The sequence below is a fragment of the Fictibacillus sp. KU28468 genome, from assembly GCF_026153615.1.
GTDB lineage: Bacteria > Bacillota > Bacilli > Bacillales > Fictibacillaceae > Fictibacillus_C > Fictibacillus_C marinisediminis.
This window is the reverse complement of the sequence record NZ_CP110666.1, coordinates 1,079,837-1,093,717: the sequence shown is the minus strand read 5'-3', so window position 1 is coordinate 1,093,717 and position 13,881 is coordinate 1,079,837. Positions and strand designations below refer to the sequence as shown.

At 42.8% G+C, this 13,881-nt stretch carries 16 protein-coding genes; 6 read left to right on the top strand and 10 right to left on the bottom strand.

The window, feature by feature from the left end:
• Positions 1-211 precede the first annotated feature (211 nt).
• The gene (locus OKX00_RS05515) at positions 212-466 is read right to left on the bottom strand and encodes a hypothetical protein (protein WP_265409730.1); all 255 of its coding nucleotides are present in this window, start codon (positions 464-466) and stop codon (positions 212-214) included.
• A gap of 6 nt (positions 467-472) precedes the next feature.
• Positions 473-1,978, bottom strand: coding sequence for an anthranilate synthase component I (gene trpE / locus OKX00_RS05510; protein ID WP_265409729.1), 1,506 nt, complete (start codon positions 1,976-1,978; stop codon positions 473-475).
• 231 nt (positions 1,979-2,209) lie between these two features.
• On the opposite strand from trpE, the gene OKX00_RS05505 reads away from it, so the two are divergent.
• A complete protein-coding gene (locus OKX00_RS05505) occupies positions 2,210-3,148 on the top strand; it encodes an NADP-dependent oxidoreductase (protein ID WP_265409728.1) in 939 nt (312 codons plus the stop codon).
• 149 nt (positions 3,149-3,297) lie between these two features.
• Positions 3,298-3,471 (top strand): hypothetical protein, encoded by a 174-nt coding sequence (locus tag OKX00_RS05500; RefSeq protein WP_156418866.1) that lies wholly within the window; start codon positions 3,298-3,300, stop codon positions 3,469-3,471.
• Here the strand turns inward: OKX00_RS05500 and OKX00_RS05495 are convergent.
• Both OKX00_RS05495 and OKX00_RS05490 read right to left on the bottom strand, forming a co-directional pair.
• On the bottom strand, positions 3,466-3,984 hold the full coding sequence (locus tag OKX00_RS05495) for a GNAT family N-acetyltransferase (protein ID WP_265409727.1): 519 nt from the start codon (positions 3,982-3,984) through the stop codon (positions 3,466-3,468). The two genes, OKX00_RS05500 and OKX00_RS05495, sit on opposite strands and share 6 nt — an antisense overlap.
• 112 nt (positions 3,985-4,096) lie before the next feature.
• Positions 4,097-4,888 carry a lipid II flippase Amj family protein gene (locus tag OKX00_RS05490; RefSeq protein WP_265409726.1) on the bottom strand — a complete coding sequence of 264 codons (792 nt, stop codon included), beginning with the start codon at positions 4,886-4,888 and terminating at the stop codon, positions 4,097-4,099.
• A 164-nt stretch (positions 4,889-5,052) separates the two neighbouring features.
• On the opposite strand from OKX00_RS05490, the gene OKX00_RS05485 reads away from it, so the two are divergent.
• The gene (locus tag OKX00_RS05485; RefSeq protein ID WP_265409725.1) at positions 5,053-5,280 is read left to right on the top strand and encodes a hypothetical protein; all 228 of its coding nucleotides are present in this window, start codon (positions 5,053-5,055) and stop codon (positions 5,278-5,280) included.
• Between the two features lie 85 nt (positions 5,281-5,365).
• Here the strand turns inward: OKX00_RS05485 and OKX00_RS05480 are convergent, their stop codons facing one another.
• On the bottom strand, positions 5,366-6,145 hold the full coding sequence (locus OKX00_RS05480; RefSeq protein ID WP_265409724.1) for a class I SAM-dependent methyltransferase: 780 nt from the start codon (positions 6,143-6,145) through the stop codon (positions 5,366-5,368).
• 13 nt (positions 6,146-6,158) lie between these two features.
• On the bottom strand, positions 6,159-6,926 hold the full coding sequence (locus OKX00_RS05475; RefSeq protein ID WP_265409723.1) for a class I SAM-dependent methyltransferase: 768 nt from the start codon (positions 6,924-6,926) through the stop codon (positions 6,159-6,161).
• 210 nt (positions 6,927-7,136) lie between these two features.
• Here OKX00_RS05475 and OKX00_RS05470 point away from each other — a divergent pair, with 210 nt between their 5' ends.
• Both OKX00_RS05470 and OKX00_RS05465 read left to right on the top strand, forming a co-directional pair.
• Positions 7,137-8,351 (top strand): cytochrome P450, encoded by a 1,215-nt coding sequence (locus OKX00_RS05470; RefSeq protein WP_265409722.1) that lies wholly within the window; start codon positions 7,137-7,139, stop codon positions 8,349-8,351.
• Positions 8,352-8,760: 409 nt separating this feature from the next.
• A complete protein-coding gene (locus tag OKX00_RS05465; RefSeq protein ID WP_265409721.1) occupies positions 8,761-9,258 on the top strand; it encodes a DUF4871 domain-containing protein in 498 nt (165 codons plus the stop codon).
• Positions 9,259-9,493: 235 nt separating this feature from the next.
• Here OKX00_RS05465 and OKX00_RS05460 read toward each other — a convergent pair whose 3' ends face one another.
• Positions 9,494-10,108, bottom strand: a complete 615-nt coding sequence (locus OKX00_RS05460; protein WP_265409720.1) for a hypothetical protein — start codon at positions 10,106-10,108, stop codon at positions 9,494-9,496.
• Between the two features lie 101 nt (positions 10,109-10,209).
• Between OKX00_RS05460 and OKX00_RS05455 the strand changes: the two genes are divergently transcribed.
• The gene (locus tag OKX00_RS05455; protein ID WP_265409719.1) at positions 10,210-10,863 is read left to right on the top strand and encodes a LysE family translocator; all 654 of its coding nucleotides are present in this window, start codon (positions 10,210-10,212) and stop codon (positions 10,861-10,863) included.
• 41 nt (positions 10,864-10,904) lie between these two features.
• On the opposite strand, the gene OKX00_RS05450 is transcribed toward OKX00_RS05455, so the two are convergent.
• The 3 genes from OKX00_RS05450 to OKX00_RS05440 all read right to left on the bottom strand — a co-directional run bounded on the left by OKX00_RS05450 (position 10,905) and on the right by OKX00_RS05440 (position 13,881).
• The gene (locus OKX00_RS05450) at positions 10,905-12,467 is read right to left on the bottom strand and encodes a flotillin lipid rafts scaffold protein FloT (RefSeq protein ID WP_416054303.1); all 1,563 of its coding nucleotides are present in this window, start codon (positions 12,465-12,467) and stop codon (positions 10,905-10,907) included.
• A gap of 16 nt (positions 12,468-12,483) precedes the next feature.
• Positions 12,484-13,020: an NfeD family protein gene (locus OKX00_RS05445; protein WP_265409718.1), complete on the bottom strand. Its 537-nt coding sequence runs from the start codon at positions 13,018-13,020 to the stop codon at positions 12,484-12,486.
• Positions 13,021-13,266: 246 nt separating this feature from the next.
• Entirely contained in the window at positions 13,267-13,881 is a 615-nt protein-coding gene (locus OKX00_RS05440) for an NAD(P)-binding protein (protein ID WP_053357202.1), read from the bottom strand.

The window sequence follows — 13,881 nt, the reverse complement described above, 5'->3', positions numbered from 1 at the left end:
TTACACATGGAGTTCAAAAAACTCAATAAAAAAAAGAACCCCCAGGGCTCTTTTTTTTTAGGTTGTTTTCGCAACCTTTGTTGCTCTTAGGAGTGGTTGATTTCCGTTTCAGGAGGCTCGCTTTCCGCGTGTCTCACCCGTCCCGTTAATCTAGCCTCAGTCTCGCACCCTACACTCCAATCAACTAATCAATGAAGGTTCTTTACTTGTTCTAAAGCAACAATCTTTTAGAAAAGAGCCTTTTTTTATTGATTTTGTAAAGACCTATATTGAGGTCATTCATATTGTGCACCCCTACTGATTCTTGAAAGAAACCCTCAAATTTTTTTCTCCTTTTGCAGGGGATGTGATAGCTGGCGATGATAAGAGCCGGCTGGTTGTGAAACAAATGAACCGCCTGAAAAGCAGATGGGATAAGCTTGCTAATACCCTTCTGCTTTTCAAACGGCGGTTCAATCATACCCACTTTTTATTACACTTGAAGTTCCATCGCTTCAGCTACTTGAATGGCTTTCAGCAAGGCTTTCGCTTTATTGAAGGTCTCTTCGTATTCGTTCTCCGGAACAGAATCAGCGACGATGCCTGCCCCCGCTTGAATATAAGCTTTTTGATTTTTAAACAGAATCGTACGGATCGTAATGCAGGAGTCCATATTCCCTGAAAATGATAAATATCCGATGGCCCCTGCATAGGTTCCTCTCGCTTGTGTCTCAAGCTCTGAAATGATCTGCATGGCCCTTATTTTTGGAGCTCCTGACAGCGTTCCGGCTGGAAGACAGGAAATCAATGCATCAAAAAAGTCTTTATCCTCTCTCAGACGGCCTGTTACATCAGAAACAATATGCATGACATGAGAGTACCTCTCAATCTCCATAAAGGAGGAAACTTCCACACTTCCATACTCGGAAACCCTGCCGATGTCGTTCCTTCCCAAATCCACCAGCATGATGTGTTCCGCCACTTCTTTTTCATCCGCCAGCAATTCTTCTGCTAAGTTCTGGTCTTCCTCCATATCTTTTCCGCGCGGGCGAGTTCCGGCAATCGGCCGGGTTCTTACCTGCTGCCCTTCTACTTTAACAAGCAGCTCAGGAGAGGAGCCGACGATCGTTTCTTCCGGCATTTTCAAAAGATACATATAGGCGGAAGGGTTTACAATCCGCAGAACCCGGTAGACGGTCAGCGGGTCCGCTTTTGCTTCACTTTCAAAGCACTGTGAAAGCACAACTTGAAAAATATCACCGGCAGTAATATATTCTTTAGCTCGCTCTACCATCCTGCAAAACTCTTCTTTTGTCAAATTAGATTGTACGGCGCTTATATCAACTTCCTGCTGAGGAAGGTAGCGAAAGGCTGGAACAGGGTGTTTTACGTTTTTTTCAAGCTGTGCCATCGTCTCCTGTATGGACTGTTCAGCTCTTTTATAAGCTTCTTCTATCTGTTCTTCATTATGGTTCTCCGGAACATGAAGATTACAGACAATTTGTATGGATTGCTTTAAATGATCAAAGACGATCAGTTCATCGACAAATAAGAATTTCATATCGTCCGTGTTGATCACATCTTTACGATGGGGTGGTATGTTTTCAAAATATTGCAGGATATCATAGCCGAAATAACCGACAGCACCGCCGGTAAATTGAGGCAGATCCTTATGGGAGGGACTTTTGAATTGGTTGAGGAGAGATTTTAAAATATCAATTGGATGGCCTGTATAGGTTTCATCCTTGCCTTTTTTCTTGATCTTGGTTTCCCCTTTTTTGCAAGAAACTACCATAAAAGGGTTCTTTCCGATATAGGAATACCTGGCCCATTGCTGGCCACCTTCTACACTTTCCAGCAAAAACGAGTAATCTTCCTTATAATACGTCTGATACAGTTCGATGACTGTATGGACATCTGCAAATAACTCCATGCTTACAGGAATTAAATTATAGCTTCCTGCCAGTTGTTGTACTTCTTCCAATGATGGTTGAATCATGGCTATCATCCCTTCTTTACGAGAGACGAAGATTAGCAACCATAACCGCTAATCTCAGCTCGGCTCTGCTTTGTTCTTTTGTTCCCACTCAACTCTTCTCAACTAACCTCACGATTAAAAATCACTATATAATGCAATAGGAAAACTGTCAACCGTTACTTTCCGGATTCAACCTCATTTCAACAGGGAAAGCTACCTATGATGAGATTACTATAGAAGAGGTGAAAAGGAATGAAAGCAGTTGTTATTAATGAATATGGAGGAAGAGATCAGCTTGTGGAGAAAAAAGTGAACGATCCCAAGCCAGGTCCGAAAGATATCCTCATTGAGATCCATGCCACTTCAATTAACCCGGTGGACTGGAAAATTCGTGAGGGTTACCTGAGAGACAACCTTTCCTTCACTTTTCCAATAATACTTGGATGGGATGCAGCAGGAGTAGTGAAAGAGACCGGCTCTTCTGTGACCAAGTTCAAGCCGGGAGACGAAGTATTTACACGGCCGGCAACTGAACGGGACGGCACCTATGCTGAACTGCTTGCTGCTGATGAAGAATTGGTCGCCTTCAAGCCAAAAAACCTGACGTATGAAGAAGCAGCCTCTATTCCCCTCGTTGGCCTTACGGCATGGCAATGCCTGGTGGAGTTTGCACACATTCAGGAAGGACAAAGGGTCCTTATTCACGCAGGCGGAGGAGGAGTCGGCAGTTTTGCTATTCAGCTTGCTAAAGCAAAAGGAGCTTACGTCCTATCAACAGGCAGTAAGGATTCAGAGGAAATTATCAAAGAATCTGGTGCAGATGAGTTTATTGACTATAAAGTAAAAGATTTTGCCGAAGCGATTGAACCCGTAGACATCGTGTTTGATACGATCGGCGGGGAAGTGCAGCATAACAGCTATAAAGTGATCAAGCCGGGTGGAATTCTCGTTTCCATCATAAGCCCGCCGGTACAGAAGGAGGCCACCAATCATTCTGTCAAAGCTGGGTTTGTCTTTTTGGATCCTGACGGAGACCAGCTTGCTGAGATAGGAAAGTTGATTGAGGCAGGGAAAATTAAACCTTTTGTGGGAGAAACCTTTCCTCTAACCCAAGAGGGTGTAAGAAAAGCTCACGAATTAAGCGAGTCTCATCACGCTAAAGGAAAAATCATTATTCAAGTGAAATCCTAGTCTTCAGCAGAAATGAGGCCTGTAACGAAGGATATATCATCCATCGTTACAGGCCTTTTTTAATGTAAGAAAACCTAACATAACTATAGAAATCCTTTCCTGCATCATGATAAGGTTAACCTACATTTTCTTTTCATAAGGAGGAAATTATGATTCTTTCCCATCAGTTAACACCAGAAGAAAAAGAAAAGGTTAAGCAGTTAAAAAGTAAAATAAACCGCACGGATTGTCCAGAAGAAAAATCCGCCTATGAAAATCAGCTCATTAAGCTCATGGAAAGAATCTTCATACGCCATAAACTTCAGCGTAGAAATGAATTATAACTGAAGCAGTTTCGCGAGATCGAATCCCAAAGCCTCTTCCGTCAACTGCTGTTTTCCAATCTGTATTACTTCTTCCCCAAGCTTTATACCGCCCAGCTTTTCATACGCTGCTTTGCATGGATTATCTTTCAAAACCCAAACAAGCATCGTACGATAGCCGGCATCGTATTGATTTTGAGCAAAATGCCGGATTAGACTGCTGCCGATCGTTCTTCTCTGATACTCCTGCAAGAGATAGATGGCATACAGTTCAGATTCATAAGGAAAGCGGCCTGAGCGATTGGGACCGCCGAAACAAAAACCAATAATCTCCTGATTAATAGAGGCCACATATAAAAAACTTTTCTCCAGTGGCTTTTGAATGATGCCCATCCACAAATCCTGCCTGTCCTCTGCCTTCATCTGCTCCAAGTATTCATCGTTAACAATTCCTTTATAAGTCGTTCTCCAGCTATCAACCTGCACGAAAGCTATTCCCTTTTCATCTCCCGGAATGGCTTTTCTTATCTCCAATCGAATCACTTCCTCTCTAAAAAGATGTGATTTTTCGTTTCAGCTTTTCCAATCTAGCTTCAACGCCCTCCAGGGCCTGTCGTCTTTAAACAGGCGTTTCAGCTTTTCTGTATTATTGATAAAAACTGGCGATGATTTTTGCTGCTGGCAGGAAGAGGAGCTGCCCGAGCACGGTTCCGACCAGCTTAGTCGTGATCAGCAAGATAACGAGCGCTTTCACATCGCCGTAGGGCCGCTTTCCTCTGATCGCCTGATCGGTAATGATCGCTGACTTTGGATCAATAAAGAAGGTAAGCATGATGGTTGCTGCTCCATTAATCATGCCGGATGAAGCTGCCGCTGCCAGCTGATTTTGGGATGGAACCAGCAATGAGGAATAATTGGCGGCAAGTACCCCTATTGTATAGATACCCGTTACTACCGCATGAAGAAGCAAGAATCTTTTAGGAATTTCTCTAAACCGCAGTTTATGAAGCATTTTCTTCTTCGGAACCGTTGCTTTTTTTACAATGCGTTTCATATTGTTTGCGTGCAGCGCTTCAAACACGAGGGAAGGAACAGATCCTGACAATGCAATTTTCTTCACCCCGATCTGAAAAATTTTCAGGAAAGTGGGAATAACAAAAACCCCTGCCAGAGTGCCTGCTGTAGCAGCGGCAATAACGTATCTCATATCGCTGAGGGGATCCAGATCTTTTGCAATACTAAACCCTATTATCTTTCCGATCAAGGGAGCCTGAAACATGTTTGCCGTTCTAGAAACAAGTACAAAAAGATTAAAAATGGAAAAAGATAATGCCACTTGCCCTGTTTTAACAGAGTTCAGTCTAACAGAATAACCAAGAGTATCAATCACATGAATGACGAAAGTCAGTAAAATCAATTGAATAAGAACATGATCCATCTCTCTCTAACACCCCTTCACCGCAAATTTCGATTTCTTTTTCATTTCCCCGGAAATTGCTGTATTTTGAAATGTAATCATAGTATATATTTTTCGTACTTTCGCTGATCATTCCTTCTCACTTGTAACCAAAAATAGGGGCTGTCCAAGAAGTCTGTAAGCTGTTGATTTCCGTTCCAGGGTGCTCGCTTTTACCGGCGCGAGCTCCTACTTTCGCGGGGCTTGCGGTGAGCCTTACCGGCGTGAACGCCTACTTTTTGGCGCTAGCGCCTGCGGGAGTCTCACCTGTCACGCTAGTCCCGCAGGACAAGGAAGGCTCCGGCAGCGTTTTATCGCACGAAGAAAATGTGAAGTTCATTTTCGAGGAGTCTCGCATCTTCCACTTCAATTAACTTTTCATTGAAGATTTTTCAAGCCAAAAAGGGGCTGCCTGAAGGTCAATTTTCGACTTTCTGGACAGCCACATCATCCTAACCATTATCCTTTTCTGGCAAACCAAAGTGTCCATCGGTCCTGTTCCATTATTTCCTGTTCATCTCGCAATTTTGTTTCAATGTATTGGATTAGGTGCTCCAATTTTTCATCGTCCAATTCAAACAGCAGCGACCGGCCTGTACGTTTTCTAAGGTCCTCTGTGAGGTCTTTTACAGAAGAATACTGTTTTCTCATTTCCCAAAGCTTGACCTCTTCAACATGTGAAAATCCTGTTTTTTCAAGAGCTCCACGAACCTGCTCACCTGTATAACGCCTCTCGATCTCCTTCTCCATCAATTCTGGATTTTGTTCAAAGAAATATCCCCGGATATGTGTGTCTGTTCCTGGGAGCAAACAATCCTCAGGTGTCCTGTCCTGAATGATGAACATTCCGCCTGGTTTCAACAAGCGAAAGGCTTCTGATATACATCCTTCCAATTCGGTCAAATGATGAATCACTGCCCGTTCCAATACGACATCCGCGGTAAGCGATTCAAGCCCTGTATTCCACGCAAATCCATGTACATACTGAACACGTCCTCCAAAACCTTGGCAGTTCTCGCGTGCTGCTTCCAGCATTTTTTCTGAAAAATCGACAGCAGCCACTTGCCTGGCGCCCAGTTCAATCAGTGCTTTCGTATAGATGCCTCCTCCGCAGCCGATATCTACCGCGCTAAAATCCTTCAAGGCCAGATATTGTCCAATCATCTTCTTCCAATCATCTGCTGCTGTTCTAGTGGCGTAGGATAATTTGTTATCCTCTCCATGAAAGTCAATTGCCATAATGCTCAGCTCCTTATTTGACGGCCTTTATCAGAATAGCTTCTCCGCTGAATTCCTGAACCTTTCCATCCTTCTCCATAATGCTAAAATATTTCTTAATATGTGAAGGTGAATCTATCATTTTTTTAATCAGCTGATCTATTTCCTCCTTTTTCATCTCCATCCGTTCACACCAGCTGTCAAACGTAAATGTCTTTTTAAAAACATTGATCTGCTCGATCCTGAAACCGGCTTCTTCCAAAAACGTTATCCACTCGGACTTTTTCCAAGCGCGGTAATGGCTGTGGTCTCTTCTTTTTTCTATATCATTATAAAACTCATCATATTCTTTATTTTCCGGTGCCGTATTATCTACGATTAATAGTTTTCCGCCCTGTGACAGCACCCTGTAGGATTCCGAGATAAATGATTGAAGATCCGGAAAATGGTGAGGTGCGATCCGGCACGTAACCACTTCAAACGATTCTTCTGGAAAAGGAAGTTTCTCCGCATCACCTTTGACGAACGAGACATTATGATAACCGTTTCCTTCAATAAATCTTTTTGCAGCTTCCAATATCTCGCTCGTCAGATCCAACGCGGTCACTTCTTTAACAAGTGGAGAAAATACATTGGCGGTGTGCCCGCCACCTGTTGCAATATCCAGCAGACGGTCCTGTGGCTCTGCGTTCGAGATCTCCACCATTTGTGCCAAATCCTTACCTTTAGCATGAATGGGACTGCTCACATATTTTTCAGCATTTTTTCCAAACTGCTGCTGTACCCTCGCTTTAATATCCATCTATCCTCTCTCCTTTCTCTCAATCTCATCATATGCATAAGCTACACACAAGAAAATTACTAATAAACATACCAATCACATAAGAAAAACTAATCATAAGGACAGAATATTTAAAATAGTAAAAGTTTTAGATAAATATTCTTTGTACTTTCATTCCATTGGACGTATTCTTTTTATGTAGCCACTACCAAAAACTGGAGGTAATCCGCCATGGAAAATTCTACTCAAACAGCATTTCGGCAAGTAGAGGAATTTTCGACGAAAGAAGAAAGATATGAACCTTTTTCCTGGTATGAAAAAATGCGGAAAGAAAGCCCAGTTCGCAAGGATGAAAGACGGGGTGCGTGGGATGCCTTTGATTATCAGAGTGTAAAGTACGTTCTGGAAACGAAAGAACTGTTTTCCTCCAACCGGTCAAAAAAACAGGAGGATGAACAAAAGTCCCCGATTGAATTGAGTTTGATCAGCATTGACCCGCCAAAACATACCCAGATGCGCGCTCTCGTGAACAAAGCCTTTACTCCAAAAGTTATGAAGGAATGGCGTCCCCGGATCGAGCGAATCGCGAAACAGCTTTTAGACGAGGTCGATCCAGCATCCGATATAGATATCGTAAAACAATTTTCCTATCCGCTTCCGGTGATGGTGATCGCTGAAATACTGGGAGTACCCATCGAAGACCAATCCAAATTCAAAGAGTGGTCTGACTGGGTAGTCGCAGGACCAAAAGACAACAGCCCCGAGGCTATTAAACATTTGGAACAGAACCAGCAAAGAACGTACCATGAGCTGTATGTCTATTTTAAAGAGATTATAAGAAATAAAAGAGAACACCCTGAAAAAGATATTATCTCCGTTCTACTCGGAGCCGAAGCTCAGGGCACTGTGCTTTCTGAAGACGAGATCATCGGATTCTGCATTTTGCTGCTTGTTGCAGGAAATGAAACAACAACCAACTTAATCAGCAATGCATTCTTTTGCTTCACAGAGTTCCCGTATATTTATGAGGAGATCCTCAAAAATCCAAAAGGCACTCTCCCGCTTGCCATCGAAGAAGTGCTGCGGTACCGTTCTCCTGTACAGGCCATGAGCCGTGTTGCGAAAGAAGATACCGTTCTTGGCGATGCCCAGATTAAAGCCGGCGATATTGTGGTGGCATGGATGGGATCTGCGAATCGGGACGAGCAGCAATTTGAACAGGCCGGCCAATTCAATATCAAAAGAAAGCCAAATCCTCATCTCGCCCTCGGTAAAGGCATCCATTTTTGCCTTGGAGCACCGCTTGCCCGGCTGGAAGCAGAAATCGCCATTGAAGAATGGATGAAACGATATCCCAAATTTGAGAAAAGCAGCAACTTTTCCCTTGAACCGATCGAGAGCACCTTTGTGTACGGATTAAAAGAGTTCAAGCTATCTGTTCTGTGAAATTGGATGGAATAGGATTGAAGGGCCATTCGTATGTGATGTTTCTCTGAATGTAAATCCGCATTGAGCTTTAACAAAACCAACAATCAAAAACGAAGCGGCATTCATCATCTTTTCGCGAAGTTGTTATTAAGTCGAACACCTGTTACAAGAGCCTGTGAAATTTTAGAAATTGGCAGAGGAACTTACTATGATAAATTAGAGTTGCTTTATCGAAGGTGCTTAGACTTCTTAGAATGACACGAAATCAAACCTCTTCAAAAGTTAGAGTTTAAAGAAATGTGGTTGAAAACCGATAAGATGACCTATTATCTCCCTAGATGAAATAAAATCTGAATTGCCCGAAAAACACGAAACTATTATTGTGATTTCTCGTCTAATTCTTTAAGGGGGGGGAGTTAAAATTAATATGATAAGAAAATTACCGATTGTGTTAGTTTTTTTAAGTTTATTATTCTTGGCAGCTTGCACATCGAATGAAACAAATAGTGAGGTATCATTACCAGAAGGTGTTCCTGATTTTGTTCAAGAAAGTGATTTTGAAAAAATTAATTGGGATAAAAAAGCAGTCACATTCAATGGCAACATTATTGGGAATGAAAATAAGTCAGGAGTTATCGGTGCAGACGCTCCAAGTTTAATCAATGGTCAAAAATGGATGTGGCATCTTTGGGGAACCGAAAACCCAAGGCAAACAGAATTAACAGTAGTCGGTTATCATAAAGAAACAGGTATTGTTCATCAAATATTAACAACTGGTTGGACAATAGGACTTGGAGGAGAAAATAATGGAGCAGATGCTCACGCACCTTCAAGTGTAAAGATTCCTAAGTCGGGAGAATGGGCAATTCTACTTTATACTGATGGAAAATTATTTGATACGTTGATTTATGAAATCAATGAATAAGAAATAAATTGAATGACATTTTATTTTCTTGCAAAACCCGCTCAGAAATATAACTGAGCGGGTTTTGTTATTAATTATTGGAATTCTAAAATTTATTTCCTTAAATAAACTGTTATAACGAATAACCGTGCTTTTTCTAATTGCTAATTAACATACAAATTTACTGAGAATTACTTTGTGAATTCGATTGAGAATTGTCATTTTCTCCTCATCAACCGAACCCGTTACTGATTTATCAGTGCCTCTTCTCGCCGTTTAATCCGGTCACAATGACCTTATTCGGGTCTTTGCTGCTTCCTTCCACACCTTCCATGAAAACCTCCTGAAGGTGAAACTGTGCTCCTTGAACAAAACTGATTTCTTCCATTTCTCGGTGAAACAGCCTTTCCAGTCCTCTTTCAAATGCTTCATCAGGGCTTGCGATTACCAGCCTGGCCAGAGAGCCATCTCCCCCGTCTACTGCATCTTTGCGGGTTTGCAGCTCGATCTTGAACCGGTATGGAGTATAGATAAAAGTCCTGCGGGCACCTGCTTCTGTTTTCCATCCCATCACATCAGCACGGTTGCAAAGCTGTTTCAGTTCTTCATCGGTTACTAAATATCCAATGTGGTCAAAGATTGGCTTTTTTCCAGCTCCAAACGTTATATTGATATTAGCTTTTCTGACTTCGATAATGCGAAAAATAAGAGCATTCTCACGAAAGTCATCCCACTCCAATGGAGGATGGTAGGGAGTTACCGTTCCTTTTTCCATTGCGTATCTGCCTTCTACTTGAAAGCCCAGACGCCGATAATAGCTTTCTGTCTCTTCTACTCTATCTGTCCAAAAATGATAATGAAATAGTTTCAAAGTTCCAACTCCCGGGTATTCTAATTATTCTTTCTGTGTCTGAAACCTTACAGTCAAACATATAGTGAGAGTATACAAGCCAATACACTCGGAGGCAAACTATGCTCGTTTTATTTGCGCTTGGCCTCGCTCTTGCTGCCTCGCCAGGTCCGGATTTTTTATTAATGACAAAGCATACATTAAGCCATGGCACGCGGATGGGCTACGCCACGTTTTTAGGAAATCGTACAAGCTTTATCCTGCATCTCACTCTCGCCGTATTCGGACTTTCTGTCGTTTTGAAAGAATCAGCTCTATTATACTTGTTTATCCGTATGGCTGGGGCAGCATATTTAATTTATTTAGGCTGCAATAATATTTTCAGAAGAATTTCTCCTCAGGCTGCACATTCATCCAGCATCACATCCATGGCCTTGTCGGCACTGCTCGCCTATCAGCGGGGCTTTTGGAGCAATCTGCTAAATCCAAAGGTTAGCCTGTTTTTCCTTAGTATCTTCCCTCAGTTTGTGACCGCAGAAAATTTAGCTTCCGAACCATTCAGTAACGCTCTTATCTTTTTGGCTGGCAATTCCTGCTGGTATCTGGCCGTTCTTCCTATTGTCGGCATGCAGCTGGTCCGGGAAGGAATGGCCCGCTTTCAAGCGATTTTGGATCTTGTATTCGGCCTTCTTTTTTTAGGATACGGTGGAAAAATGATCATTGAAGATCTCCAAATTCTTTTGCGTTACCTGCCCGGTTATTCCTTCTTCTCTTGAAATACATAAGATCCCCCTACCAGAGGGGGATCTCAGTTGTTTTATTCTACAGGCAATGGATCTTCACTGCGGCCATATGGTGCGGGTTCATTGTTCTTTTGGGCAAGGTCATAGCGCAGTCCGTCGAGGCTCTGTCTAACATTTCCTTTGCCTGAAAAATTCTCGATCAGCTCTTTTACATCGATTCCAGATGAGGCCTTAAGGGTTTCCTGAAGAGATGCCATCAGGTTGGTCGCATAGCCGGTTACTTTATTCGCTCCACCGTTTTCACCGCTGCCGCCAGTATCCACAACCGTAATTTTATCAATGTTGGACAGAGGGCTTGCCACTTCTTTCGCATACGCCGGCAGCATGTTCACGATCATATCGAGAATAGCTGCCTGGCCGAACATTTCAAAGGCTTCGGCGATTTTTTGCTTCGCTTCTGCTTCAGCCAGACCTTTTAAACGGATAACTTCTGCTTCTGTCTCCCCTTTGGCCCGCTCAGCTTCTGCTTTAGAAAGCCCTTCAAGACGTACTTTCTCAGCCTCAGCTGTCGCCATCGCTTCCACTCTATATTTATTGGCATCCGCCTCAGCGAGCTGTTTGCGCTTTTCCGCTTCTGCCGCTTGCTCCACTGCATAACGGTCCGCATCCGCTTTTTTCTTTACTTCAGAATCATATTGTTTCTCGCGTCTCGCAATCTCTTTTTCTTCCAATTCAATTTGTTTTTGGCGCTCAATGATCTTGATCTGCATCTGCTGTTCAGTAACTTCCTGTTTGGCACGCGCTTCCTCCAAGTGGTATGCCTGGTCCGCTTTTGCTTTGGCGATATCCTGTTCTCTGCGGAATTCTGCAATTTTCAGCTGATTGATCTTTTCTGCTTCCGCAACCTCTGTCGCACGCTCAAGCTCGGATTTTTGTGCTTCCTTATTCGCTTGTGCCCGTTTGATGCGTGTTTCTTTTTCAGCTTCTGCCGTTGCAATGTCAGCATCTCGTTTCACCTGGGCAATCCTCGGTTTTCCGAGAGCCTCAAGGTATCCATTCTTATCCCTTACATCTTTAATCGTAAAGGATACAATCACAAGACCCATTTTCGCCAGATCCTGAGAAGCAATGCGCTGAACCTCCTGAGAAAATTTATCACGATTTTTATAGATTTCTTCCACTGTCATGGAACCAAGAATGGAACGGAGATGGCCTTCCAATACTTCTCTAGCCTCGAGCTCGCGGTCCTGCTTCGTTTTTCCAAGAAACTGTTCGGCTGCTGTTGCAATTTCCCCGATCGAACTGCCGATTTTAATGATAGCCGTTCCATCCGCTGTGACCGGAACCCCTTGCTCGGTATAAACTTCCGGTGTCTGAACTTCAAGCTTGCTTGAAAGCAGGCTCAGTGGCTCGGACTGCTGGAAGACTGGGAATACAAAGGTACCTCCCCCGCGAACGATCTTGATCTTGTTTCCTGATTCATCGATGTTCACGTTCTTGCTGCCCAGGAAACTTCCTGTTACGATCAGCGCCTCATCTGGTCCTGCGGTCTTATACTTTGTAATAAAAACAGAAATCAGGGCAACTACAACAAACACAACAATTCCTGCAGCAATAAAAATAGGTGTCATTTCCATTCCTCCAATTCATTAGTTACAATAATGCGGTTTGTTCATAAGGCATAACATGAACGACGCCGCTTTTCACATCCACGATTAAAATCTTGGATCCTTGCCCGATCGGCTCATTATCCATGCTGATCGCTGGCTTCGCAATATTTCCGCTGATCCCCTCAATAAAGACTTCTCCAAAACCATTGGACGGGATAGAAGTAATCACTTTACCTATTCTCCCCCGTAAATCCTCCTCAGCGTAATTGAGTGACGCTTCTGCGGAGGCAAGCGGGATCAGGATAAAAATGTTCAGCAAGGACACAAGGATTAAAGACGATCCTGCCGATATACCTAAGATGGGCCAGCTGTTAACAAATGTTATTGTTTCCAATACATAGCCGCATGCACTCAGTATCGTAAAAAAAGAAAGTACAAGAGTCGGACTGAGAATGTGGGAAAAAACCTCAAATGCTCCATGGATGAGATCACTGACCAAAACATATAGAAAGGTAATGCATCCAAATACGATTAATCCAGTTAAATAGATGGTTTCCATCGGATACCCCATAATATCCATAACGTACCTTCCCCCTTCTCTTAATGAGGTTTTAACCACCTAAGTATGTAATCAGCCATTCACCTTCCCCTCTCCATATTTGGGAATATCGTAGCATAAACCGCTTGAAATAATTGGTAAAAATTGTCGAACTTCCGCAAAATTTCATGTTGTTCTAATTATATAAACGGATAAAATATGAAAAAGTTTCATATTTTGGAAATTAAATTCAGGTTATTTTTTATTTATCTTACAAAAAAAGCCTCCTTAAAAGGAGACTTTCTGTTCTAGAGTACGTATGAAATTTTCCTGTTCATCTCTTGAATGAATGAAACGTTCTTCCAGCAGCTCGTGGAGCAGCGACTGTTTTTCATCTAAGGAGGCTTCCCATTCTTTAATCCGCTCTCGGCATCGAAATAAAAACTGAGTGTAGGCCTCGTAATCTTCTGAATAAGCAGCCAGTAACTCTTTTTTAATCCGTTTGGCAAGAATCGGACTTGCTCCTCCTGTTGAAACAGTCATGACCAGCTTTCCTCTTCTGGCTACCGCGGGAACCGAGAAATTTCCAAGTACCGGCTGATCAACGACATTAACCAGCTGGTGGTTTCCTGCATTTTCAGCAATCTGCTGATTCACTTCCGGCTGATCGGTCGCTGCAAAAATGATAAATGCGTCCTTATAATCACTTGGTTCCACAGATTTCTTATCCCATTTCAGGAGATGTTCATGCTGCATTTTTTGGATCGCCGGAACAGCCTCAGGACTAACCACCTTTATTGCTGCTCCTGCCTCAAGCAATCCTAAAATCTTGCGATGGGCGACAGCTCCTCCGCCAATCACTACAGCAGGCTTACATTTAAGATTCAGCATGATCGGATACAT